The 25,079-nt window shown below is 53.7% G+C and carries 22 protein-coding genes; 4 read left to right on the forward strand and 18 right to left on the reverse strand.

Translation table 11 applies throughout. The features are described 5' to 3' along the window. Window positions 1-82: 82 nt before the first annotated feature. The 13 genes from thrP to trxA form a co-directional block, all read right to left on the reverse strand. Window positions 83-1,468 (reverse strand): bifunctional threonine/serine APC transporter ThrP, encoded by a 1,386-nt coding sequence (gene thrP, locus EL098_RS21585; protein WP_126358029.1) that lies wholly within the window; start codon window positions 1,466-1,468, stop codon window positions 83-85. Window positions 1,469-1,724: 256 nt separating this feature from the next. After that, window positions 1,725-2,465 (reverse strand): lipopolysaccharide N-acetylmannosaminouronosyltransferase, encoded by a 741-nt coding sequence (gene wecG / locus EL098_RS21590; RefSeq protein WP_126358030.1) that lies wholly within the window; start codon window positions 2,463-2,465, stop codon window positions 1,725-1,727. Window positions 2,466-2,476: 11 nt separating this feature from the next. Beyond that, window positions 2,477-3,838, reverse strand: a complete 1,362-nt coding sequence (gene wzyE / locus EL098_RS21595) for an ECA oligosaccharide polymerase (protein WP_126358031.1) — start codon at window positions 3,836-3,838, stop codon at window positions 2,477-2,479. Continuing rightward, window positions 3,835-4,914, reverse strand: a complete 1,080-nt coding sequence (locus tag EL098_RS21600; RefSeq protein WP_126358032.1) for a TDP-N-acetylfucosamine:lipid II N-acetylfucosaminyltransferase — start codon at window positions 4,912-4,914, stop codon at window positions 3,835-3,837. Before EL098_RS21600 ends, wzyE begins: the two co-directional genes overlap by 4 nt. Next, a complete protein-coding gene (gene wzxE, locus EL098_RS21605; protein ID WP_126358033.1) occupies window positions 4,911-6,161 on the reverse strand; it encodes a lipid III flippase WzxE in 1,251 nt (416 codons plus the stop codon). Before wzxE ends, EL098_RS21600 begins: the two co-directional genes overlap by 4 nt. A gap of 1 nt (window position 6,162) precedes the next feature. Continuing rightward, a complete protein-coding gene (rffA, locus tag EL098_RS21610) occupies window positions 6,163-7,293 on the reverse strand; it encodes a dTDP-4-amino-4,6-dideoxygalactose transaminase (RefSeq protein WP_126358034.1) in 1,131 nt (376 codons plus the stop codon). A gap of 4 nt (window positions 7,294-7,297) precedes the next feature. Beyond that, window positions 7,298-7,975 carry a dTDP-4-amino-4,6-dideoxy-D-galactose acyltransferase gene (gene rffC / locus EL098_RS21615; protein WP_126358035.1) on the reverse strand — a complete coding sequence of 226 codons (678 nt, stop codon included), beginning with the start codon at window positions 7,973-7,975 and terminating at the stop codon, window positions 7,298-7,300. Window positions 7,976-7,981: 6 nt separating this feature from the next. Then, window positions 7,982-9,244 carry a UDP-N-acetyl-D-mannosamine dehydrogenase gene (gene wecC, locus EL098_RS21620; RefSeq protein WP_126358036.1) on the reverse strand — a complete coding sequence of 421 codons (1,263 nt, stop codon included), beginning with the start codon at window positions 9,242-9,244 and terminating at the stop codon, window positions 7,982-7,984. After that, on the reverse strand, window positions 9,241-10,371 hold the full coding sequence (gene wecB / locus EL098_RS21625; protein WP_126358037.1) for a non-hydrolyzing UDP-N-acetylglucosamine 2-epimerase: 1,131 nt from the start codon (window positions 10,369-10,371) through the stop codon (window positions 9,241-9,243). Before wecB ends, wecC begins: the two co-directional genes overlap by 4 nt. A 61-nt stretch (window positions 10,372-10,432) precedes the next feature. Continuing rightward, window positions 10,433-11,479, reverse strand: coding sequence for an ECA polysaccharide chain length modulation protein (wzzE, locus tag EL098_RS21630; protein WP_126358038.1), 1,047 nt, complete (start codon window positions 11,477-11,479; stop codon window positions 10,433-10,435). 22 nt (window positions 11,480-11,501) lie between these two features. Beyond that, the gene (gene wecA, locus EL098_RS21635) at window positions 11,502-12,593 is read right to left on the reverse strand and encodes a UDP-N-acetylglucosamine--undecaprenyl-phosphate N-acetylglucosaminephosphotransferase (protein ID WP_126358039.1); all 1,092 of its coding nucleotides are present in this window, start codon (window positions 12,591-12,593) and stop codon (window positions 11,502-11,504) included. 250 nt (window positions 12,594-12,843) lie between these two features. Further along, window positions 12,844-14,103, reverse strand: a complete 1,260-nt coding sequence (gene rho / locus EL098_RS21640; protein ID WP_126358040.1) for a transcription termination factor Rho — start codon at window positions 14,101-14,103, stop codon at window positions 12,844-12,846. Window positions 14,104-14,464: 361 nt separating this feature from the next. Beyond that, window positions 14,465-14,794: a thioredoxin TrxA gene (gene trxA, locus EL098_RS21645; protein ID WP_008455560.1), complete on the reverse strand. Its 330-nt coding sequence runs from the start codon at window positions 14,792-14,794 to the stop codon at window positions 14,465-14,467. Window positions 14,795-14,925: 131 nt separating this feature from the next. On the opposite strand from trxA, the gene rhlB reads away from it, so the two are divergent. Next, window positions 14,926-16,194 carry an ATP-dependent RNA helicase RhlB gene (gene rhlB / locus EL098_RS21650; protein WP_061278190.1) on the forward strand — a complete coding sequence of 423 codons (1,269 nt, stop codon included), beginning with the start codon at window positions 14,926-14,928 and terminating at the stop codon, window positions 16,192-16,194. A gap of 6 nt (window positions 16,195-16,200) precedes the next feature. Then, window positions 16,201-17,685 (forward strand): guanosine-5'-triphosphate,3'-diphosphate diphosphatase, encoded by a 1,485-nt coding sequence (gene gppA / locus EL098_RS21655; RefSeq protein ID WP_126358041.1) that lies wholly within the window; start codon window positions 16,201-16,203, stop codon window positions 17,683-17,685. Between the two features lies 1 nt (window position 17,686). On the opposite strand, the gene rep is transcribed toward gppA, so the two are convergent. After that, the gene (gene rep, locus EL098_RS21660) at window positions 17,687-19,708 is read right to left on the reverse strand and encodes a DNA helicase Rep (RefSeq protein WP_126358042.1); all 2,022 of its coding nucleotides are present in this window, start codon (window positions 19,706-19,708) and stop codon (window positions 17,687-17,689) included. A gap of 83 nt (window positions 19,709-19,791) precedes the next feature. Between rep and ppiC the strand changes: the two genes are divergently transcribed. After that, complete coding sequence (gene ppiC / locus EL098_RS21665) at window positions 19,792-20,073, forward strand: peptidylprolyl isomerase PpiC (RefSeq protein WP_008455569.1); 282 nt, start codon at window positions 19,792-19,794, stop codon at window positions 20,071-20,073. A gap of 26 nt (window positions 20,074-20,099) precedes the next feature. Here the strand turns inward: ppiC and EL098_RS21670 are convergent, their stop codons facing one another. The 3 genes from EL098_RS21670 to ilvC all read right to left on the reverse strand — a co-directional run bounded on the left by EL098_RS21670 (window position 20,100) and on the right by ilvC (window position 22,479). Further along, window positions 20,100-20,477: a DUF1360 domain-containing protein gene (locus EL098_RS21670; protein ID WP_126358043.1), complete on the reverse strand. Its 378-nt coding sequence runs from the start codon at window positions 20,475-20,477 to the stop codon at window positions 20,100-20,102. Continuing rightward, complete coding sequence (locus EL098_RS21675) at window positions 20,474-20,914, reverse strand: RrF2 family transcriptional regulator (RefSeq protein ID WP_126358044.1); 441 nt, start codon at window positions 20,912-20,914, stop codon at window positions 20,474-20,476. The genes EL098_RS21670 and EL098_RS21675 overlap by 4 nt, the downstream gene beginning before the upstream one ends. A gap of 89 nt (window positions 20,915-21,003) precedes the next feature. After that, a complete protein-coding gene (gene ilvC, locus EL098_RS21680) occupies window positions 21,004-22,479 on the reverse strand; it encodes a ketol-acid reductoisomerase (RefSeq protein ID WP_126358045.1) in 1,476 nt (491 codons plus the stop codon). 141 nt (window positions 22,480-22,620) lie between these two features. On the opposite strand from ilvC, the gene ilvY reads away from it, so the two are divergent. Next, a complete protein-coding gene (ilvY, locus tag EL098_RS21685; RefSeq protein ID WP_331852846.1) occupies window positions 22,621-23,538 on the forward strand; it encodes an HTH-type transcriptional activator IlvY in 918 nt (305 codons plus the stop codon). Here the strand turns inward: ilvY and ilvA are convergent. Beyond that, on the reverse strand, window positions 23,535-25,079 hold the full coding sequence (gene ilvA / locus EL098_RS21690) for a threonine ammonia-lyase, biosynthetic (RefSeq protein ID WP_126358047.1): 1,545 nt from the start codon (window positions 25,077-25,079) through the stop codon (window positions 23,535-23,537). The genes ilvY and ilvA overlap by 4 nt on opposite strands.

The raw sequence follows: 25,079 nt of genomic DNA on the forward strand, positions 1-25,079 counted from the left end.
TTCGTGCTCAGCTGTCTAGTGGTTATTTCAATAAAATACTCGCAAAACTGCGCGTTTGGTTATGCTTTGCGCATCCTGATGCTTATCCGTTCAGTTTTTCACTAACGGCATGCTTATTCAGGCCAAACACCTTATAAACCAGCGTCACCGCAGCCAGGAAAACAACGCCAACCGTCAGCGACATTCGCGTCTCGTCGTTCAGCCCCATGCCCACCAGAACGCACACCAGGAACGCCATGGTCAGGTAGTTAGCCCAGGGGAAGAGGATTGAACGGAACGGATGGCTGGCAATAGCCTCACGGTGTGCCTTACGGAAGCGGATCTGGCTAATGAGGATCACAAACCACGGTACCATGCCGGGTAATACGCTGGCGCTATAGACGTAAACGAAGACGCGCTGCGGGTTGGGAATGATGTAGTTCAGGCAGGAGCCGAGCAGTAAAATACCGATGGAAACAGCCACGCACACCACCGGCACGCCGCTGCGAGAAACGGTAGCCATCTTAGCCGGCAGCTGGCGGTTTTTAGCCAGCGCATACAGCATGCGCCCGCAGCTGTACATCCCGCTGTTACAGCCTGACAATGCCGCCGTCAGAACAACAAAGTTGATAATACCCGCCGCTGCCGTAATACCAATCTTCGCAAAGGTCAGCACAAATGGGCTGCCGGTTGTGCCAATCTGGTTCCATGGGAAGATAGTCACGATAACGAAAATCGCACCCACATAGAAAATCAGAATACGCCACAGCACTTTACCCACGGCGCTGCGCAGAGTGACCTGCGGATTCTTCGCTTCACCGGCGGTGATGCCGATAAGCTCCACGCCCTGATAGGATGCTACGACTATACACAGTGCGGTCAGAAACCCTTTCCAGCCTCCGGCAAAGAAGCCGCCGTGCTCGGTCAGGTTGCTAAAACCCGTTGCCTGCCCATGGTTGCCAAAACCGAAAAAGATAACGCCAAGGCCAACGACGATCATCACGATAATGGTGGTGACTTTAATCATCGCAAACCAAAATTCTATTTCGCCATAGAGGCGTACCGCGGCCAGGTTCGCTAACGCCACCAGCCCGACGGCAAAAATAGCGGGCAACCACTGCGGCAGATCGGGGAACCAGTATTGAACATAGACGCCAATCGCCGTTATTTCGGAGATGCCGACCGCCATCCACATAAACCAGTATGACCAGGCCGTCAGGTAACCGAAAAAGGGGCTCATATAGCGGTGTGCGTAGACGGCAAAAGAGCCGGCTACGGGTTCAAGGAATAACATCTCTCCCATTGAACGCATGATGAAGAACACGAACAGGCCCGCGACAATGTACGCCAGCAATACCGACGGTCCGGCCCATTTGAGGGTACTGGCGGCGCCCATAAACAGGCCAACACCAATGGTCCCTCCCAGGGCGATAAGTTCGATGTGTCGGGCTTCCAGCCCGCGCTGCAGCTCAGCTTTTTTCTCTGCCATAAATCCTCTGTGTTGTATTTGCTTTACTCCGGTTTTTACCGGTTATTGTGTTTGGTTGATGCCAGGTTCAATAACAGGCCATGCAGCGTCGGCAAGGGATTTGCTGGCGCAACATCACTACGGCACTGCATCGAGTGGGCGCAATGGTTCCGCATTTTTTATAAAATTACAAATAACTGCGTAACAAATTGGAATAAGAGTGGTTGAAAATCGCGCAGGAAAAGCAAAGCGCGCCCGGATGAGCGCGCTGGAAGGTTTAGAGTTTGCCGGTCAGGTGCCAACGCTGATAGCGCAGCAGCCGCAGCTGGCGTTTAATACGGGTGGGCTGTGAAAGCAGGCGGTATAGCCACTCCAGGCCGAGGTTTTGCCAAACCTTTGGCGCTCGTTTTACGCGACCGGTAAAGACGTCATACGTCCCGCCAACGCCCATATAGAGCGCATGAGGATGCACTTTCCGGCAAGCCTGCATCAGGATCTCCTGGCGCGGCGACCCCATAGCCACCGTGACAATCCCGGCGCCGCTATCGCGGATGCGCTCAAACAAGGCCTGCCGCTGCTCGTCCGTAAAATACCCGTCCTGGCTGCCTACAATATTGACCTGCCAAAGCTGCCGGAGCTTCGCCTCGGTCTGCGCCAAAACGTCGGGCTTTCCGCCGACCAAAAACACTGGAGTGCCTTCCTGACCGGCCCGCTGCATCAACGCTTCCCAGAGATCGGCTCCGGCGACGCGGTTAACAACGGCTTCAGGGTATTTTTTACGGATGGAGCGAACGACGCTTATTCCGTCGGCATATTTGTATTCCGCAGCGGCAATAAGGCCACGAATTTGCTCATCATCCTCGGCGGTAAGGACTTTTTCAGCATTGATCGCCACCAGCGTCCCCTGCCGCAAATTACCCCCCGCATAAAGGTAATCCAGCGCATGCTGCATATCCCGCCATCCGAGCAGGTCAAGGCCACGCAGGGTATAGGATGGAGCTTCAATAGAGTTGTTCATGAATATCCTTGTCATGCATTTTGCGCGTCGGCCGTAGAGGCAGGCACGCGACGAAGGCGCTGATGAATAAGACCTGCGCTTTCAAAAAGCCAATAAAGTAGTTTTGCCACAACCAGACAGGCGCCAAAAATGACCAGGAAGAACACGACCCGGGAAACAAAGGAATCCAGCCCTTCGCGAGCCAGAACGATCATGTTGAAAATAGCGCCAAAGCAGAATGCGTAGATTATCGCCGCTTTATAGCGGTTACTCTCCCCGTTCGCCAGCTCGTACAGCCAGTCAAACCATTTGATAATCAGCCCAACGACTACCGCGCCGAGAGGGATAAACCACACGCCGCCCATGACGACCAGTGAGCCAATTAAGGTCGGTGAAATCGCCAGCCCCGAATGGTTGTTAAGCACCTGCCAGGTAAAGTAGTTCGCGGTATTCAACACCGTGCTCGGGCGATCTGGCCATAACCAGCCGGGGATGAATACGTAGAAATCACGAATAATCGGCGCCAGCCCCTGGAACTCGATCTTGTCGTAATTTTGCAGCAGCAGGCCGAGGTTTTCCCACGGAGAGAAGGTATCGCGGGTCAGGTAGAGGAAGGTATAAAACGCTTCATCCCCGCTGACGTTAAGGCCGTAACGCTTAAGCGCCAGCCAGAACATCCCCACAATCCCCAGTACGCCTGCGGCCGCCAGCATCCAGAGAGAAATCCAGCCGCGAATAATGCCGATAAACAAGAAGATGGCGAAAGCGATGATAATGTTGGCGCGCGTCCCGCCCACAATCATGTAGGTCAGCAGACCGAACGCGACGGTACTGACCAGGAAGAAGATCCAGGCGCGCCCGTCCTGACGCAGGAAGTACACCACCAGCATCGCGGGAATAAAGAAGTAGAAGAAGCGTTTGAGCGCCACGCCTGACACTTCGCTGGAGAAAATTTGGCTGTACGAATGCAGTTTAAACAGCAGGAAGCCGTTATGGGCGAAGAATATGCCGACGCTGACCAGCGCCACCAGCGCCAGCATCAGCCAGGTCAGGTGCGTCTCAACCCGATTCATGGTAAACAACGGACGGCGCTCCCTACGCCCGACTCTGGCCCTGAGGCGGGTTTTATACGCCACATAATAGATACCGTAGAAACAGGCTGCCGCAAGCTGAGCCTGCAGCAGCACATCAGCCGGCACCACCGATACCCCGAAGCGGAACACCAGGGTGCAGGTAAACGGAAAGCCGAAGAAAAAGGTCAGCAGGTAAAGCAGCGAAAAGAAGACGTTGAAGTTAAAGCGTACGCGGCGAAACTCCTGATACGTCAATAGCCCAATAAACCCAACCGACAGGAACCAGACGACAAATAATCCGCCAAATTGCGCCAGACTCATTTCAGCTCTCCTGCCGCGGCGCTCAACGCGTGATGCCACCCATCGATATAGTTAGGGTTAAAGAAAGCGATGTTTTGCTTATCCAGCAGACGTAGCTGGCGCTGAGCTTCCCGCACGGTTGCTTCATCGAGCACATCTTCGGTAAACAGCACCGGAACATGCTGTTCGACCATATCCTGCCAAAACGGGTTTTTACGGTTCAAGACGCAGGGGATCCCTGCCTGAATCAGCAGGCACAGCGTGCCGATACCCTGCTGGCGCTCAAAAATAAAATAGCCGAGATCGCACCGACGCAGCAGCGCCAGGTATTCATTGAATTCAATTTTGTCCGTCAGCACCTGGAGGTTATCAGGGCTAAACAAAGCGCTGCCAGCCTGCTGCACATCCGCGATATAGGCTTCGTTGTTCGCCGGGTAGCCCATCGGCACGACAACGCGAACCGTGTCGCCAAACTGCTTATGGATGGCCTTGAGCGCATCAACATGCTGGTTACTGCGATCGCCAGAATTTCCCACCAGCAGCGTCAGCTTACCGCTACGTTCACTATCGACAGCCATTGCATTCAAGGCTGGATCCATACGGGTCGGGAAATACAGCAGCTCGCCAGGCACACTCGGATGGCGCTGATGGAAGTAGCTTAAATCTCCACGCGTGGCAAAAACGCGGCCTACGCGCCCCTGAGCAAACCGACGCAGCTGATAGAAGAGTCGAAACTTGAGGCTTCGGGAAACCTCATAAAGATCCGCGCCCCAAATATGCCAGTTCATCTGCTCTGGTTTCAGGCCGCCGGTTAACAATGCTATCCAGAGGCTGCCATTAAACTGTCCGTGGAAAAAGAAGCGCTGCCGGCGGTCAGCCCGCGCCTTAGCCAATACCTCTGCGGCAATGGCCTGTTTCGAAGGACAAACCGTAATCGACAGCGCAGGAAAAGCGGACAGCAAAGCGCTATCCCCGGACGCCACGATAAATTCGCGGGCATGAGGCGTTGTGGCGGCCAGAACGTCGTTAAAGAAACGTAATACCGTCTGATTGTGATGCGGGATGTCAGATCCCAATACGTGGATCAGTGTTGTCATGCTCGTCTACGATAAATAAGGAAAACGCCACAGCAGAGCGCAAAATAAACAATGTAGGTTGCCATGTAGGCCTGGGCAGCACCCAGCGCGCCATGCGCCGGTATCAGCCAGCGTGAAAAGCCGGTTAACAGGGCAAACTGACTGATTTCAGTCAAAATATAAAAACGCAGCGATGCCTTCGCGATGACCAGATAGCCAAACACATAGGCCCCCACCTTCAACACGTCACCGACAAGCTGCCAGGCAAACAGATCCCGCATAGCGATGAACTTCGGTGAAAACAGCAGCCAGATAGCAAAATCACGCAGCAGCCAGACTGTCAGGCTTGCTGCTGCCACGGCAGGCAGAACAAATTTTAGCGAACGCGCAATTTCACGCGTAATAGCGCTTTTTTCTTTCAGGCGGGCAAGCGTCGGCAGCAGGTAAACGCTAAAAGAGGCCGTAATAAACTGCAGATAAGCATCTGAAATGCTGCTTACCCCTTGCCAGATACCGACCTCATCCCAGCCGTAATGCGCCGCCAGCAGATTTCGCATCATCACATAGGCCACAGGAAGTGTGACTGAGGTGATCAACGCCATGATCGTAAACTTGCCAAGATGGCTGGCCAGCAGTTTATCCCAGCTCGGTTTCAGATAGCTCAGCGGGACATACTCACGCCTGACGAGCATGGCGGCGGCCGGGATAACGACCAGGGCGGGCACCAGAGCCAGGCCTAACAGCGCCCCCTGGTAACCGCCAAAACGATAACACGCATAATAAGCCAGCACGCCGATAACGCTACCGGCAATCAACGCCAGGGCGTTACCCGCTGCGTCGCGAAACCCCTTCATAACGGCCAGCGACAGATTTGCCCACGCGATGCCCATCTGGACCAGCGCCACCAGGCGCACCAGGTTTTGATAATCAGCATGGCCAAACAGCCCGATGCTAATTGGCCGTGCGGCAAAAACAAATATCACCGCTAACAGCGAAGAAAATCCCAGCACCATCGCCGAGGAAGTGCCAAGCACCCGCTTTAGCTGCTCCGGGTTGTCATGATGTTCGGCGACATATTTGGTGACGCCGTTAAAAATACCCGCCCCGGCAAGCACGCCCAGCACGGTCACCATTTGACGGAAATTACCGGCAAGCCCTACGCCAGAAGGGCCAAAGGCAACGGCCAGCATTTTCACCACCAGCAAACCGGCGCCAATTTTTACCAGCGTGGACCCCGCGGTCCACACTGAAGCTTTAGCTAACGACATATCAGGCGAAGTAACTTTGTAGCGTATTGATAACGGTGCGATGGTTCACCGCCGACAGGTTATAAAACAGCGGCAGGCGGAGCAGACGCTCGCTTTCACGGCTCGTGAAGCGGTCTTCTCCGTGGAAACGACCAAACTTCTCGCCTGCAGGGCAGGCGTGCAGCGGTATATAGTGGAACACGGCCATGATCTCCGCCTCTTTCAGGTATGAGATCAGCGCGCTGCGGTCTTCAATATCACGCAGTTTGATGTAGAACATATGCGCATTCTGCACGCAGTTTTCAGGGATTGTCGGCAGTTCGATACGTCCGGCTTTTGCCAGCGGCGCAAGCGCATCGTAATAGGTTTGCCACAGCTTCAGACGCTGCTGGTTAATTTTCTCAGCCGCCTCGAGCTGCGCCCAAAGATAAGCCGCCTGCAAATCAGCCATCAGGTAGCTTGAGCCGATATCGCGCCAGGTATACTTATCCACCTGCCCACGGAAGAACTGGCTGCGGTTGGTGCCTTTCTCGCGAATGATTTCTGCGCGCTCAATCAGCGCAGGATCGTTGATCAGCGTCGCTCCACCTTCGCCACCGGCGGTATAGTTTTTAGTCTCATGGAAACTAAAACAACCGATATGGCCAATAGCACCTAACGCACGACCTTTATAAGTCGACATTACGCCCTGAGCGGCATCTTCCACCACAAACAGATTATGTTTTTTCGCGATGGCCATAATAGTGTCCATTTCACAGGCCACACCTGCGTAATGAACAGGCACGATAGCCCGTGTTTTTTCGGTGATCGCCGCTTCAATTTTGCTTTCGTCGATATTCATCGTGTCCGGACGCACGTCCACAAACACAATAACAGCGCCGCGAAGCACGAAGGCATTCGCCGTCGAAACGAAGGTATAGCTCGGCATAATCACTTCGTCGCCCGGCTTGATATCAAGCAAAATTGCAGCCATTTCCAGCGACGCGGTACAGGACGGCGTTAGCAGAACTTTCTTGCAGCCAAAACGCTGCTCCATCCACTGCTGACAGCGACGGGTAAAGCCGCCATCTCCGCACAGTTTGCCGCTGCCCATGGCGGCCTGCATGTATTCGAGTTCTGTACCTACAACCGGCGGAGCGTTAAATGGGATCATTTTTTCACCTGTATAACCAGAAGGCAGTGCTTTCTATCGTGGCACCGCTTTTAATGTAGCGACGTAGCGCGGCGGTGTTGCTCACCTGAGTAGCTACCCGCAGGGTTTGCAGGCCACGCTGCATACACCACTCTTGTGCCGCAGCCATCAGTTCTTCGCCTACGCCACGCCCGGCAAGCAGGCCAATTCGGGCCTCAACGTCGTTCAGCTGTCGTAAGGTCACAAAACCTACATTTTCGCCGCGGTTTTTAAGCAGCAGGCACTGATGGTCAAAGGTGCCGAGTACGGCATTTTCAATCCATTGTGCATAGAAACGGCCGCTGTCGCCCTCCTTGTACCACGGGGTACGAAAGCGGCTCTGCGTGAATGCCTGCGAGGCTGCCTGACGAAGCATGGGAATATCTTCAGGCTGCGCGATTTCGACAGAAACAACTGCATTTTGCGTGCCAGGACAAAGAGCCAAATCGACCTCGCCTTCAACAAGCTGGAAGCCAAGCTGCTGAAGACCATCCAGCCAATCGGTACGATGCGCTGGAATTTTTGCCTGGACTCTGGACCAGCGCTTTAGCTGCTCTACCTGCAGCGCCGGTGCGTCTTCAGAAAAACGAACTGCGCTGCTGTTCACTTCAAAGAAGCGATTTTCCCACTCCAGCGGCGACAGGCTTGCGTTAATCAGGCTCATCGTCGGTTACCGCCAAACGCCTTTGGTGTCGATAATCCACGGCTGGCGCACGCTTTCAGCAGGGATAGCCTTAAACTCTTTATGATCGACCAGCATCACCAGCACATCAGCCTGCTGCAGCGCAGCTTCCACCGAAGTCAATTCACAATGCTCGGCAAGTTTGGGTGGTAAAGCCTGGATATTAGGTTCAACAACCAGCGTTTTACCGCTGTGCCATTCGGCCAGCTGCTCGGCGATTTCCATTGCCGGGCTTTCGCGTAAATCATCGATATTGGGCTTAAAAGCGAGGCCAAAACAGGCTATGGTCAGCTCGCTGGCACGGCGACCTGTTTCAGAAAGAGAGTCAGCAATGGCGGCTTTCACCTGGCTAATCACCCATAAAGGTTTGCCGTCATTAACCTCACGAGCGGTACGAATAAGGCGAGCCTGCTCAGGGTTTTGCGACACAATAAACCATGGGTCTACCGCGATGCAGTGCCCTCCTACACCAGGTCCTGGCTGCAGCACATTCACCCGAGGGTGGCGATTGGCCAGGCGAATCAGCTCCCACACGTTAATGCCCTGGTCCGCACAAATCAGCGAGAGTTCGTTAGCAAAGGCGATATTGACGTCGCGGAAGCTGTTTTCCGTCAGTTTGCACATTTCGGCGGTACGGGCATTAGTGATAACGCATTCGCCTTCCAGGAAAATGTTATACAGCTCGCTCGCTCGGGCAGAACATACCGGCGTCATACCGCCTACAACGCGATCGTTTTTGATCAGCTCAACCATCACCTGCCCGGGTAAAACGCGCTCCGGGCAATAGGCGATATTGATATCCGCCTGCTCTCCCGCCTGTTGAGGGAAGCTCAAATCCGGACGCAGGGTGGCCAGCCATTCGGCCATTTGCTCGGTAGCCCCCACGGGGGAGGTCGATTCCAGTACCACCAGAGCGCCCTTTTTAAGCACCGGGGCAATGGACTCTGCGGCAGCTTTGACATAAACCATGTCCGGTTCATGATCGCCTTTAAAAGGCGTTGGCACCGCAATCAGATAAGCATCAGCCTCAACCGGATGTACCGTAGCGCTCAGGAATCCATCCTCAACGGCGGCTTTTACCACCTTGTCTAAATCGGGCTCAACAATATGAATTTCACCACGATTAATGGTGTCCACCGCCCGCTGATTAATATCTACGCCGATCACTTTCCGTTTACGTGAAGCAAACGCCGCAGCGGTAGGTAAGCCGATATAACCAAGGCCAATAACGGAGAGGGTGGAAAAATTCATGATTTCACCTGGTTTTGTTTTAAGGCATTCAAAATTCGGCTGCAAGCCTCGCCGTCACCGTAAGGGTTGTGGGCGCGACTCATCGCATTATATTCCTGCTCATCACGGAGCAGTCGGGTAACTTCTGCCACGATCTTCTCCTCATCCGTCCCCACCAGACGAACGGTACCGGCCGCAACGGCCTCCGGGCGCTCGGTAGTTTCACGCATGACAAGAACAGGCTTACCCAGAGAGGGGGCTTCTTCCTGAATCCCGCCAGAGTCTGTCAGAATCAGCCATGAGCGATTCATCAGATAAACAAACGGCAGATATTCCTGTGGCTCAATCAGTATTACGTTATCGACATGCCCGAGGATACGCCTTACCGGTTCGCTGACATTGGGGTTCAGGTGCACCGGATAAACTATCTGCACATCGCTGTTTTGGCTGGCTATTTTTGCCAGCGCGTGGCAAATGCGCTCAAAGCCATCACCAAAGCTCTCTCGACGGTGCCCGGTGACCAGGATCATTTTTTTCCTGGCATCAAGGAAGGTATGTTTGGCCTCAATCTCCTGCCGCACGGCATCCTGAGTCAAGACGCGATCGCGCACGGAGATCAATGCGTCGATGACGCTATTGCCGGTGACGAAGATTTTTTGATCGCTGATATTTTCTTTTAGCAAATTCTGACGCGAGTTTTCCGTTGGCGCAAAATGCCAGGTAGCAAGATGTCCGGTTAGCGTACGGTTTGCTTCCTCCGGCCAGGGAGAATAAAGATCGCCAGTGCGCAGGCCCGCCTCTACGTGGCCGACAGGAATACGCTGGTAGAAAGCGGCAAGGCTCGCCGCAACGGTTGTGGTGGTATCGCCATGCACCAGCACAACATCCGGCTTGAAGGACTCCAGAATAGGCTTTAGTCCTTCCAGAATGCGGCAGGTAATTTCCGTCAAGCCCTGCCCCGGTTTCATAATGTTCAAGTCGTAATCTGGCGTAATGGAAAAGAGGTGTAATACCTGATCCAGCATTTCGCGATGCTGTGCCGTTACACATACTTTCGCGTCAAAAAACGCGTCTTTTGCCAACGCATCCACCAGCGGGGCCATTTTTATAGCCTCCGGGCGCGTGCCAAAAACTGTTAATACTTTCACGGTGATTCTCTTAGGTTGAATAAGGTGGAGGCATTCCATCGCTCCTCCACCAGCAAAGGGCTTATGCTGCCTTTGGACGGCGGGCTAAGGCTACGCCAGCACCGATAAGCGCCCCAACCGCACCCCACATAATCAGCAAGAATGCACGACGAGGGCTGTCGCGCTTAACCGGCTCTTCTGGCGTGCGTAAATAGCGGTAGGTTTGGAAACGAGCATCAACGGTCGGCCCAACATTCAGGGTGTTTAACATCGCCCGATTCTGATCGTAGTCGATATCAAAATCAGGACCGACGGCCTGAAGGCTTTCCAGCCGTGCCTGTAGCATCGGGCGACCCAGCATGAACATTTCTGAATCAGGAAGTTCTTCAGCCGGGACATTCGTCTCACTGCGGGTAATATTTTGCTGCTGAGCAATTTTCAGCGCCTGCTCAACGCTTTTTACTTTGCGATCGTAAATAGACTGCGCAACGGCTTCCTGCCGTTTAACCTGCGCTTTCATCTGGATGGTACGTGCCGCCCAGGCGCCCGTCAGCTCCTCATTAAGATGGCTGGCCGCACGCTGGCTCGCAAATGCAACATACTGACGCAAAAGGTTATTAGCATCCGCAGCGGTTTCAGCAACCAGCTTAACGCTATCGCTGATATTACGTGCGCTGTCGCCAGGGGTGTACTGGATATTATCGATGATTTCATCCAACAGCGCGGCGTCGGCCTTGCTGTTTCCCACCTGCCGCTGCTTGTAATAATCCGTCTGCAACCAGAAATCCCTGCGGGTATCGTAGGCAGAGAGCTGTACGACGAACTCTTTATAGGCCTCATCCATCACTGAAGGCTGGTCCGTCGAGGCCATATTGGCTTTTACATCGAGGTTGCGCAGGAACTGCTGCTGAGAATAGTAGCCCCCCAACATATTGACCGTTGGGCGGTCGGTGATCGCCGTTGAACTCCACTCTTGCTTCGCTAAAAAAGTGTAAATCAGCGCGATAAGGGCAAATACAAAGGCAATTCCGATAATCCAGAATTTGCCCTGCCACAGCGAACGAAACAAGCCCCGGATATCCAGCTCGTTCTCCACTGCCGGGTAACTACCTGGCACATTCTCTTTCATCGCTTCCCCAATTCAAGTCAGACTAAATGTTTACGTTAGTGTTTCTACGAACGCGACGTTTATGACGTCTGATAAAGCGCGCCACCTTCCAGGCCCGTTTGATACAAAAATCGTATAATACAAATGCTAGCAAGAATAATGCCAACATCACCCATTCTGGAATAAAGTGCAGATATTCAGCGGCCACGCCAATGGCTGCAAGCAGCGCTGCGGCAAGCGTAATCAGCACAAACGCCTGCCGTGAAGTAAAACCGGCGCGCATGATTAAATGATGGATGTGCTGTCGGTCCGGAGAGAACGGACTCATGCCCTTGCGCAGGCGACGATACATAATGGCAATCATATCCATCAGCGGGATAGCGATTATCCACAGCGCGGTAACAGGGCTTATCGGATGCGTTTGGCCCTGGGTAGTTTCCAGCAGGATCCAGATAACCGTGAAGCCGAGTAGCGTACTCCCGGCATCGCCCATAAACACTTTGTAGCGACGGCCAAGAACGCCAAGGTTCAGCAGAATGTAAGGCAGGATGGCAACGATCATGGCAAAACACCACATTGCCAGGCTGTACTGGCCATCCAGCAGCAGGATGATCCCTATGGCTGCAAATGAAACTGAGGAAAGTCCGCCCAGTAGACCATCGATACCGTCAACCATATTGAACGCGTTGATAGCCGCCCACACCGCAAAAAGCGTCAGGAAATAACCAAAGGGGCCAAGCACCATTTCCCATGGTCCCAAAATATAGCCGAGGCTGGTAAGGTGAAGATGACCTACAGCCATCATCACAATCGCAATCAGCGCCTGAACCGCAGCGCGAATTTTTACGCTGATGTCATAGCGATCGTCAAGTGCCCCAACCAGCACCAGAATTCCGGCACAGGATAAGTAGAGCCAGAGATGCGGTATGTAATAATTGCCGATCAAAAAGGTGAAGCAAACGCCAGCAAAGACGGAAATGCCCCCCACCAGCGGCACCGCTCCCTGATGGCGTTTACGAAAATTAGGTTTATCAAGCAGACCAATATGGCGAGCAACTTTTCGCGCACAGAAAAGGAATGCAAAAGTGAATAAAAAAATGAGGACCAGGTCAGTTCCAGCGGTGAGTAAATTCACAGTGAAGGCTCTCGGCAAAATGGAAGACCATATTCAGCAACATCTTTAAATTCCTCTGCAAAACAGGTTTTAATCACAAATTCCTCCCTGAAGCTGCAGCAAATACTACTAGCAAATAAACATTCAAAGAGATGGCGTAGTATCCATTGCCATCCAAACGCTAACTATAGGAATTAGCCGCTTATATATCGTATCTAGCAGAAAAGAAAAACGCCACGACTAAGCGTGGCGTTCCCCGAGTTTTTGTTGCTTACGAGCGCTTCATCATATCGAAGAAGTCATCGTTGGTTTTGGTCATCGCCAGCTTATTGATGAGGAACTCCATCGCATCAATTTCACCCATCGGGTGGATGATTTTGCGCAGGATCCACATCTTCTGCAGCTCTTCCTGGGTGGTGAGCAGCTCTTCTTTACGTGTACCTGAACGGTTGTAGTCGATTGCCGGGAAGACGCGTTTTTCCGCGATCTTACGGGACAGATGCAGCTCCATGTTACCGGTGCCTTTAAACTCTTCGTAGATAACTTCATCCATTTTAGAGCCGGTATCGATAAGCGCGGTGGCGATAATGGTCAGGCTTCCGCCCTCTTCCACGTTACGTGCTGCGCCGAAGAAGCGTTTTGGACGGTGCAGGGCGTTGGCGTCCACACCACCGGTCAGTACTTTACCGGAAGCCGGTACAACGGTGTTGTACGCACGTGCCAGACGGGTGATGGAGTCGAGCAGGATGATAACGTCTTTCTTGTGCTCAACCAGGCGTTTTGCCTTCTCGATAACCATTTCCGCAACCTGAACGTGACGAGATGCCGGTTCGTCAAAGGTAGAAGCAACCACTTCACCTTTCACCAGACGCTGCATCTCGGTTACTTCTTCCGGACGTTCGTCAATCAGCAGTACCATCAGCACGCAGTCTGGGTGGTTGTAGGCAATGCTCTGCGCGATGTTCTGCAGCAGCATGGTTTTACCCGCTTTTGGCGGTGCCACAATCAGACCACGTTGACCACGACCGATTGGCGATGCCAGATCGAGTACGCGAGCGGTTAAATCTTCGGTAGAACCGTTACCACGCTCCATGCGCAGGCGAGAGTTCGCGTGCAGCGGCGTTAAGTTCTCGAACAGGATCTTACTACGGGCATTTTCCGGCTTGTCGTAGTTAACTTCGTTAACCTTCAGCAGCGCAAAATAGCGTTCGCCCTCTTTTGGCGGACGAATCTTACCGGAGATAGTATCCCCTGTGCGAAGGTTGAAACGGCGGATTTGGCTGGGAGAAACGTAGATGTCATCGGGACCGGCGAGGTAGGAGCTGTCTGCGGAGCGGAGGAAACCAAATCCGTCCTGCAGTATCTCCAGCACACCGTCACCAAAGATATCTTCGCCACTCTTAGCGTGTTGCTTCAGGATGGAGAAAATGATGTCCTGCTTGCGCATGCGGGCTTGGTTTTCCAGCCCCATATTTTCGCCGAGAGTAATCAGATCAGAAACCGGCGTATTCTTTAATTCGGTAAGATTCATAATGGTGGGTTCTTAAACTCGGGGTAAATCTCGAACTTAGTTTCGTGAATGGTATGGCAGGGTCATCCGTGCCTGTTTAATGGCTACCACACATGTCTGATCGCTGCCTGGTCATAGGAAATACGCAGAACTGAAACGACAAGACGGAATGGGTGATAAGCCCGAATTCGGTTATGCGTCCGTTGTGATTGCTGTAAAAGAGAGTGTATTTGACAGCTAACGGGAAGCATTAAGGTAATACAAAGATTCAAACTTAAGGGCAAGTTCAAAGCGAAGTCATAGGTAACTTAGCATGTGTGATGCCGGGCGTCCAGCAGCTCGCAAAAAAATGCAAGTGCGGCACGCGCCGGCTGAGATTCCATTATGCCAGATTAGCGTCGAGGAACTCTTTTAACTGGCCTTTAGACAGCGCGCCCACTTTGGTCGCAGCGACTTCGCCATTTTTGAACAGCAGCAGCGTTGGGATACCACGGATGCCGTACTTCGGCGCCGTACCCGGGTTCTGGTCGATGTTCAGCTTAGCCACGGTGATTTTGCCCTGATATTCATCAGCGATCTCGTCGAGAATCGGGGCGATCATTTTGCATGGACCACACCACTCTGCCCAGAAATCAACCAGAATCAACCCTTCAGCTTGAAGCACGTCCGTGTCGAAACTGCCGTCAGTCAGGTGAATAATTTTATCGCTCATGTTCAACTCCACAGGATTATGTCTACCTTGTTGGTGTAGCATTGACCAACTTGGGGTGACTTTATTTCACCCGGTTTATTTCAACGGATGTGCTTTCGTAAAGCAATAGTAAACTGATATTCTACCACACTATGAGCAAAACACATTTGACCGAAAAGAAGTTTTCCGACTTCGCCCTGCACCCTAAGGTGATTGAAGCCCTTGAAAATAAAGGGTTCCATAACTGCACCCCAATTCAGGCACTGGCACTTCCGCTGACTCTGGCGAATCGTGACGTTGCAGGGCAGGCGCAAACCGGTACAGGCAAAACGATGGCGTTTCTGACGTCAACGTTCCATTATTTACTTTCTCACCCGGTTCCTGAGAACCGCCAGGTGAATCAGCCGCGCGCCTTGATTATGGCGCCAACCCGCGAGTTAGCGGTACAGATTCACTCGGATGCAGAACCGCTGGCTCAGGCAACAGGCCTGAAGCTTGGCCTTGCCTATGGCGGCGACGGCTACGACAAACAGCTGAAAGTGCTGGAAAGCGGCGTAGATATTTTGATTGGCACCACCGGTCGCCTGATCGATTACGCCAAACAAAACCACATTAACTTAGGTGCCATTCAGGTTGTGGTACTGGACGAAGCCGACCGCATGTACGACCTCGGCTTCATTAAAGACATCCGCTGGCTGTTCCGCCGCATGCCGCCGGTTACCCAGCGCCTGAACATGTTGTTCTCTGCGACCCTTTCCTATCGCGTACGTGAGCTTGCTTTTGAGCAGATGAACAATGCGGAATATGTTGAAGTTGAACCGGAGCAGAGAACCGGCCACCGCATCAAAGAAGAGCTTTTCTACCCTTCTAACGAAGAGAAAATGCGCCTTCTGCAAACGCTTATTGAAGAAGAGTGGCCCGATCGCGCCATCATCTTTGCGAACACCAAACATCGCTGTGAAGATATCTGGGGTCATCTGGCCGCCGATGGCCACCGCGTTGGCCTGTTAACCGGTGATGTCGCACAGAAAAAACGCCTGCGTATTCTGGAAGAGTTTACTCGTGGCGATCTGGACATTCTGGTCGCCACCGACGTTGCGGCTCGCGGTCTGCATATCCCGGCCGTAACCCACGTCTTTAACTACGATCTGCCGGACGACTGCGAAGATTACGTTCACCGTATTGGCCGTACCGGCCGTGCCGGGGCAAGCGGTCACTCGATCAGCCTCGCGTGTGAAGACTACGCGCTGAATCTGTCGGCGATTGAAACCTATATTGGCCACTCAATTCCGGTGAGCAAATATAACGCAGAAGCACTGTTAAATGAGTTCCCACCGCCTAAACGTCTGACTCGTAGCCGCCCAGGCAACGGTCCACGCCGCGGTGGTGCTCCTCGTGGTAATCGTCGTCGCGCAGGTTAAAAATCTATGCTTAGCACCACCTCACTCTATGCAGCAATTGATCTGGGTTCTAACAGTTTTCATATGTTGGTTGTGCGTGAGGTGGCGGGAAGCATACAAACCCTGACCCGCATCAAACGAAAAGTTCGCCTCGCTGCCGGCTTGAATAGCGAGTGCGAGCTCTCCCCGGAAGCGATGGAGCGCGGCTGGCAATGCCTGCGCTTATTTGCTGAACGTCTCCAGGATATCCCTCATAACCAAATTCGCGTCGTCGCTACAGCCACGCTGCGTCTTGCCGTTAATGCCGATGTTTTTTTGCAAAAAGCACAGCAAATTCTGGGCTGTCCGGTACAGGTTATTCGCGGCGAAGAGGAAGCCCGTCTGATTTATCAGGGCGTTGCCCATACTACCGGCGGAGACGATCGACGCCTGGTGGTGGATATCGGTGGGGCAAGTACTGAGCTGGTCACGGGCACCGGCGCACAAACCACCTCATTATTCAGTCTTTCAATGGGCTGTGTGACCTGGCTGGAGCGTTTCTTCGGTGACAGAAATCTGGCTCAGGAAAACTTTGCTGCGGCAGAAGCTGCGGCAGCAGAAGTCCTCAGCCCGGTGATTGATGAGCTTAAAAGCCACGGCTGGAAAATCTGTGTTGGTGCTTCGGGTACCGTGCAGGCGCTGCAGGAAATCATGATGGCGCAGGGAATGGACGAACGCATTACCCTCGCTAAACTCCAGCAGCTAAAACAGCGCGCCATTCAGTGTGGCCGCCTGGAAGAGCTGGAGATTGAAGGTCTCACGCTGGAGCGTGCGCTGGTTTTCCCTAGCGGGCTAGCCATTCTTATCGCCATTTTCGAACAACTCGACATTGAATGCATGACGCTTGCCGGAGGCGCGCTGCGTGAAGGGCTGGTCTATGGCATGCTGCATCTTGCGGTTGACCAGGAGATTCGCCAGAGAACGCTTCGCAACGTTCAAAGACGCTTTATGGTGGACACCAGCCAGGCCGCTCGCGTGGAGCAGCTGGCGCAGAATTTTGCCTCTCAGATAGCAGAACCCTGGGGACTTGACCCCCTCAGTCAGCAAATGCTGGCGAGCAGTGCCCTGCTGCATGAAATTGGGTTGAGCATTGATTTCAAACATGCTCCGCAGCATGCCGCCTATCTGGTTAAGAATTTGGATCTACCGGGCTATACACCAGCGCAGAAAAAGCTGCTGGCAACGCTGCTGCTCAATCAGACAAACCCTGTCGACCTCTCTTCCCTGCACCAGCAAAATGCGGTGCCGCCGCGCGTGGCTGAAAGGCTTTGCCGCCTGTTACGCCTGGCGATTATTTTTGCAAACCGCCGCCGGGACGATATTCTGCCTGAGATTAAGCTCCAGGCAGACGGCGAAACGCTGCATCTGACCTTACCGGAGACCTGGCTTACCTGTCATCCGCTAGGTGCCGAACTGCTGGAACAGGAAAAACTCTGGCAGAGCTACGTTCACTGGCCGCTTAGCGTTAACTAATCTAGTTTTTACGTGCTTTTGCCAGCATTTCGCGGATGTTAGCCACATTGCTTTGCCCTTTTTGCATCCGCTCTTCGGCAGAAACCACCTTCCGCTCGGTTTCCCAGCTTAAATCATCCTGCGGCAGCTCCAGCAGGAACCGGCTAGGTTCAGGCCTTACCAGCTCGCCGTACTGACGGCGCTCACGGCAAAGCGTAAAGGTCAGCTCTTTTTGCGCCCGCGTGATCCCTACGTACGCCAGACGGCGCTCTTCGTCCACGTTATCTTCGTCGATGCTGCTTTGGTGTGGCAGAATCCCTTCTTCCATGCCGACAAGGTAAACATAAGGGAACTCCAGTCCCTTTGAAGCATGCAGGGTCATTAGCTGAACCTGGTCGGCTTCTTCCTCGTTCTCACCCCGCTCCATCATGTCTCGCAGCGTGAACCGCGTTACCACCTGCGTTAAGGTCATCGGCTCGTCCAGATCGCTGCCTTCAAGCATTTCCGTCATCCAGCTGAAGAGCTGGTTAACGTTTTTCATACGCATTTCCGCAGCCTTCGGGCTTGGCGAGGTTTCATACAGCCAGCTTTCGTAGTCAATACCGTGAATAAGATCCCGTACCGCCGCCACCGGCTCACGTTCAGCGAGCGTAGCAACATCCTGCAGCCAGTGGGTAAAGCGCTGCAGTGACTCAAGCCCGCGTCCGCTTAGCGTCTGGCTCAGGCCCATATCAAAGCTGGCGGTAAACAGGCCTTTGTTACGCTGCATCGCCCACTCGCCGAGTTTTTGCAGCGTTGCCGGGCCAATCTCGCGCTTGGGCGTATTCACAATGCGCAGGAATGCGCTGTCATCGTCCGGATTCGTCAGTACGCGCAGGTAAGCAAGCAGGTCTTTAATCTCCGGACGGGAGAAGAAAGAAGTGCCGCCCGAGATACGATACGGGATGCGGTTTTGCATCAGCATCTTCTCAAACACCCGCGACTGGTGGTTACCGCGATACAGAATGGCGTAATCTTTGTAGTTGGTTTTATTGATAAAATGGTGCGCGATAAGCTCGCCGGTGACCCGCTCAGCTTCATGTTCTTCATGGTTCGCCGTCACCACTTTTAATTCTGCGCCATGCTCCAGCTCCGAGAAAAGCCGCTTCTCAAAAACGTGTGGGTTATTGGCGATCAGGATGTTTGCCGCATTCAAAATACGGCGGGAAGAACGATAGTTCTGCTCAAGCTTGATCACCTGCAGCGCCGGAAAATCTTTGCTCAGCAGCACCAGATTCTGCGGGTTCGCCCCTCGCCAGGAATAAATAGACTGGTCATCGTCACCCACGACGGTAAAACGCGCACGCGCGCCGACAAGCAGTTTCACCAGCTCGTACTGGCTGGTGTTGGTATCCTGATATTCATCCACCAGCAGATAGCGGATGCGGTTTTGCCAGCGCTCCCTAACCTCTGCATTACGCTGCAGCAGTAACGTTGGCAGCAAAATGAGATCGTCAAAATCCAGCACATTACAGGACTTCAGGTGCGTGTCGTAAAGGCCATAGCAGTGGGCAAAAATGCGATCCCGCTCGCCCTTCGCCTGCGCGGCAGCCTGAGCCGGAGACAGCAAACCGTTCTTCCAGTTGGAGATCGTTGAAATCAGCTGCTGGAGAAGCACCTTGTCATTTTCCAGCAGGCCTTCGGTTAACTCTTTTAACAGCGCGGTCTGATCGGTATCGTCGAACAGAGAAAAGTTAGATTTCATCCCAAGCGCCGCGTACTCGCGCTTGATAATCTCCAGCCCCAGCGTGTGGAAGGTAGAGATCATCAACCCACGCGCTTCTTTGCGCCCAAGCGTTTGCGAGACGCGCTCTTTCATTTCGCGCGCGGCCTTATTGGTAAAGGTCACCGCCGCGATCTGGCGCGCCTGATAGCCACTTTCGCGGATCAGGTGTGCAATTTTATTGGTGATTACGCGCGTTTTACCCGAGCCAGCCCCGGCCAAAACCAGGCAGGGTCCGGTAACAAATTCGACGGCTTGTTGTTGGCCAGGGTTTAAACGCATAAGGTCACTCAATGAAAGTCAGGAGGGGACAAAAACAGCGTGGTAGTATAGCGAGCGTAATCAACATGACTCAAGGCACTATCATGGCAAAAACCGCGGCAGCACTGCATATCCTTGTAAAGGAAGAAAAACTGGCTCTGGACCTTCTGGAGCAGCTGAAAAATGGCGGCGACTTCGAGAAGCTGGCGAAGAAGCATTCCACCTGCCCGTCCGGCAAAAAAGGCGGCCACTTAGGTGAATTCCGTCAGGGCCAGATGGTTCCTGCGTTCGATAAAGTGGTCTTCTCCTGTCCGCTGCTGGAGCCTTACGGCCCACTGCATACCCAGTTCGGCTACCACATCATCAAAGTGCTGTATCGCAACTGAGTTAAAGGCCGGGTTCCCGGCCTTTTTTATTTTGTCGATTGCAAAGTTTGCTGGGCTTCATGCTTCAGCAAATGCGTACCGACGGCCATCTGGAACACCTTAAAAATCATGCCGTTTACGAAAGTAGTCAGCGTGAGGGTAATAAATGCCGTCATGATCCAGTCAACTACCGGCATACCGCTGTGAAGCAAATACGGGCGGTAAACCAGCATACAGGCAAAAACAACCCAGTGGCTCAGGCAGTAGAAACACTGGAATAGATGGCCCAGCATCGCATTCTTTTTTGCCGTCCAGCTGCGTAAGCCAGCAAACAGTTCAGTCTGTGTGATAGTCATCGAAATACTGGCGGCTGCCAGCGCAATCATCAGGCAGACCGGCAGATCGTTGGTTAAAGTAGAAATCATTCATTGTGCCCCTTTTCATTGAAATAGCTGATAAATTCGCTGCCGATATCCTGCAGCGTCAGGCTTTTAAAGCGTGCCAGTACCAGCTCTTCGGCTGCCGCGAAGGTATCGGACATCACCCGATTCACCCCCTGCTCCACCAGGCACTGCGGATTTTCATTACGGTTGCCCAGAGCAAACAGGCCTGGTGACCCCAAGGCCAGATAGATATCCAGCAGCGTAACCGCACTGGCCGGTCGACAAAGCTTCCAGCCGCCGTGGTGGCCCTTGGTCGAGCAGACAATTTTGTTTTCTCGCAAACCGGCAAGCACTTTACGAATAAAGGCAGGGTTGCTCTCAATAAAAGCGGCCATCTGTTCAGAGGTCAGCGGTTTGTCCATCTGCTCCAGGTGAAGCAGGATGTGGAGAGTGGCAGAGAAGGAGTTATTCATTTTCATGTAACTTACAATATTACATAAAATGAGAGGCGACAAGATGACGGGCACAAAAAAAGGCGCCTGAGCGCCTTTTTCAATTCACAAATCAATTAGCCAGCAACAGCAATGCGTTTCATATCAGTCATATAGCCACGCAGTTTCTTGCCCACTTTTTCGATTTCGTGGTGACGAATTGCTTCGTTCACATCACGCAGCTGCGCGTTGTCTACCGCGGCTGCCGGGATCTCTTTGCCCAGGTCGCCTGGCTGCAGAGTGGTCATGAACTCTTTCAGCAGAGGAACAGCGGCGTAGGAGAACAGGTAGTTGCCGTACTCGGCGGTATCGGAGATAACCACGTTCATTTCGTACAGGCGCTTACGTGCAATGGTGTTAGCAATCAGCGGCAGCTCGTGCAGGGACTCATAGTAGGCTGACTCTTCGATGATACCGGCATCAACCATGGTTTCGAAGGCCAGCTCAACGCCTGCTTTCACCATTGCGATCATCAGAACGCCTTTATCGAAGTACTCCTGCTCGGAGATCTTGCCTTCAAACTGTGGCGCAGTCTCGAAAGCTGTCTGGCCGGTCTCTTCACGCCATGTATGCAGTTTCTTATCGTCATTCGCCCAGTCAGCCATCATGCCGGAAGAGAATTCACCGGAGATGATGTCATCCATATGCTTCTGGAACAGCGGAGCCATGATGGTTTTCAGCTGCTCGGACAGCGCATAAGCACGGATTTTTGCCGGGTTGGACAGGCGGTCCATCATCAGCGTAATACCGCCCTGCTTCAGCGCTTCGGTGATGGTTTCCCAGCCGAACTGAATCAGTTTTTCAGCATAAGCTGCATCGGTACCTTCCGCCACCAGCTTGTCGAAGCACAGCAGAGAACCCGCCTGCAGCATGCCACACAGGATGGTCTGCTCGCCCATCAGGTCAGATTTCACTTCGGCAACGAAGGAAGATTCCAGAACGCCCGCGCGATGGCCGCCGGTTGCCGCTGCCCAGGCTTTGGCAATGGCCATACCTTCGCCTTTCGGATCGTTTTCAGGGTGAACGGCGATCAGGGTTGGAACGCCGAAACCACGTTTGTATTCTTCACGCACTTCGGTGCCCGGGCACTTCGGCGCTACCATCACAACGGTGATGTCTTTACGGATGGTTTCGCCAACTTCGACTACGTTAAAACCGTGGGAGTAACCCAGCGCCGCGCCGTCTTTCATCATCGGCTGAACGGCCTGAACCACGGAGGAGTGCTGTTTGTCTGGCGTCAGGTTAACAACCAGATCTGCCTGCGGGATCAGCTCTTCGTAGGTACCAACTTTGAAGCCGTTTTCGGTAGCTTTGCGCCATGAAGCACGTTTTTCAGCGATCGCTTCCGCACGCAGGGCGTAGGAGACATCCAGCCCGGAGTCGCGCATGTTCAGGCCCTGGTTAAGGCCCTGAGCACCACAGCCGACGATGACGACTTTTTTACCTTTGAGGTAGCTTGCTTCATCGGCGAATTCCTCGCGCCCCATGAAGCGACATTTACCCAACTGCGCTAACTGCTGACGCAGGTTCAAAGTGTTGAAATAATTAGCCATCGTAGAACTCCGTATGTGTCGTGTTGTGCTTATTGTAAGGGCTCTGCAGCCGTGTCGTGCTGCTAAGAATAAATCCACTATATGACAGGAAATGCATTGCTGAAATTGATATATTAACAACGTCGTATTGCAATTTTTGCAATGCAAAAACGAGGCCCGCCGACCATGGATTTACGCGATCTGAAAACCTTTCTGCATCTGGCCGAAAGTCGCCATTTCGGGCGTAGCGCGCGGGCCATGCACGTCAGCCCTTCCACGCTTTCTCGCCAGATCCAACGGCTGGAAGATGACCTTGGGCAGCCTCTATTTTTACGTGATAACCGCACCGTAACGCTGACCGAAGCAGGCGAGCAATTACGTCAGTTCGCCCAGCATACGCTGCTGCAATATCAGCAGATGCGCCACACGCTTGGCCAACAGGGGCCTTCCCTGAGCGGGGAGCTGCATCTCTTTTGCTCGGTGACCGCCGCGTACAGCCATCTGCCGCCCATTCTGGACCGCTTCCGGGCCGAACATCCCTCCGTGGAAATTAAGCTGACCACGGGTGACGCCGCAGATGCGGTAGAAAAAGTCGACTCCAGCGAGGCCGATCTCGCCATTGCCGGGAAGCCCGAATCTCTGCCGCCCGGCGTCGCTTTCTCGATGCTGGAAAATTTATCCGTTGCCTTAATCGCCCCCGCGCTGCCCTGCCCGGTGAGAGTACAGGTAAGCCAGCCTGAGCCCGACTGGGCCAAAATCCCGTTTATCATGCCTGAGCAGGGGCCGGTGCGCCGCCGTATCGAGCTATGGTTCCGCCGTAAGAAAATCAGCAATCCGCTGATTTATGCCACCGTCGCCGGCCATGAAGCCATGGTGTCGATGGTGGCGCTGGGGTGCGGCGTTGCGCTGCTCCCGGAAATCGTGCTGGAAAACAGCCCCGAACCGGTGCGAAACCGCGTCCAGATCCTCGAACGTAACGATGAGAAAACCCCGTTTGAGCTGGGCGTTTGCGTACAAAAAAAGCGGCTCAATGAGCCGCTTATCAGCGCGTTCTGGAAATTATTGCCCGGCAGCCATTAACCTGCCAGGAAGAAACGGAACGCCGGGTTTTGAGTTTCATCGTGACATTCATAGCCCAGTTCATTAAGCCGGGTTTCGAAATCCGGCTCATGTTCCCCAAGCTCAAATGCCGCCAGCACTCGCCCGTAGTCGGTACCGTGGCTGCGGTAATGGAACAGCGAAATATTCCAGTGCGTTCCCAACGTGCTCAGGAACTTCAGCAATGCCCCCGGTGATTCCGGGAATTCGAAGCTGTAGAGCCTTTCGCGCAGCGGCTTGGATGGCCGCCCACCGACCATGTAGCGAACGTGCAGTTTTGCCATCTCATCGTCGGAGAGATCCACCACGCCGTAGCCGCCCTCGCTCAGCTGAGCAATGATCTCTTTGCGCTCTTCCAGACCACGAGTCAGGCGTACCCCGACGAAAATACAGGCATCGTCAGAGCTCGCGTAGCGGTAGTTGAACTCGGTCACCGATCGCCCACCCAGCAGCTGGCAAAACTTCAGGAAGCTGCCTTTTTGCTCAGGAATAGTGACCGCAAGCAGCGCTTCACGCTGTTCGCCTAGCTCACAGCGTTCGGAAACATAGCGCAGTCCGTGGAAATTCACGTTTGCGCCAGACAGAACATGTGCGAGACGTTCACCACGAATGTTGTGCTGCTGAACGTACTTTTTCATCCCCGCCAGCGCCAGGGCGCCGGACGGCTCCGCAACGGCACGCACGTCTTCGAACAAATCTTTCATCGCCGCACAGATAGCGTCGCTGTCCACGGTGATGATGTCGTCGAGGTACTCCCGGCAAATGCGGAACGTTTCGTCGCCAATACGTTTAACCGCAACGCCCTCGGCAAACAGCCCCACTCGCGGGAGCTCAACCGGCTTCCCGGCCTCCAGCGCCGCTTTCAGACAGGCAGAATCTTCCGCTTCAACCGCGATCACTTTGATCTGCGGCATCAGCTGCTTGATCAGAACCGCTACGCCCGCCGCCAGCCCGCCGCCGCCCACCGGGACGAAGACACGATCGATATGCGCATCCTGCTGAAGCAGCTCCAGCGCCAGCGTCCCCTGCCCGGCGATGACTGCCGGGTGGTCAAACGGAGGCACGTAAGTGAAGCCTTGCTGCCGCGCAAGTTCGACAGCTTTGGCTTTCGCCTCATCGAAATTCGCGCCGTGCAGCAAGACTTCGCCGCCAAAGGCGCGCACAGCGTCGACTTTAATATCCGCAGTAGCCACCGGCATAACGATCAACGATTTAATCCCAAGCCGGGTGGACGAGAGCGCAACGCCCTGAGCGTGGTTTCCCGCAGAAGCAGTAATCACCCCACAGGCTTTTTGCTCGCTATTCAGGCCAGCAATCATCGAATAGGCACCGCGCAGCTTGAAGCTGTGCACCGGCTGGCGATCTTCACGCTTAACCAGAACGACGTTATCAAGGCGCGAAGAAAGCTTGTCCATTTTCTGCAGCGGCGTAACCTGCGCAACTTCGTAGACCGGAGCACGCAGTACCGCTCGCAGATATTCGGCCCCGCTGGGGACCTCGGGTAGCGGTTGTGACTCAGCCAT

Origin of the sequence: Cedecea lapagei (assembly GCF_900635955.1) — a bacterium.
Taxonomy (GTDB): domain Bacteria; phylum Pseudomonadota; class Gammaproteobacteria; order Enterobacterales; family Enterobacteriaceae; genus Cedecea; species Cedecea lapagei.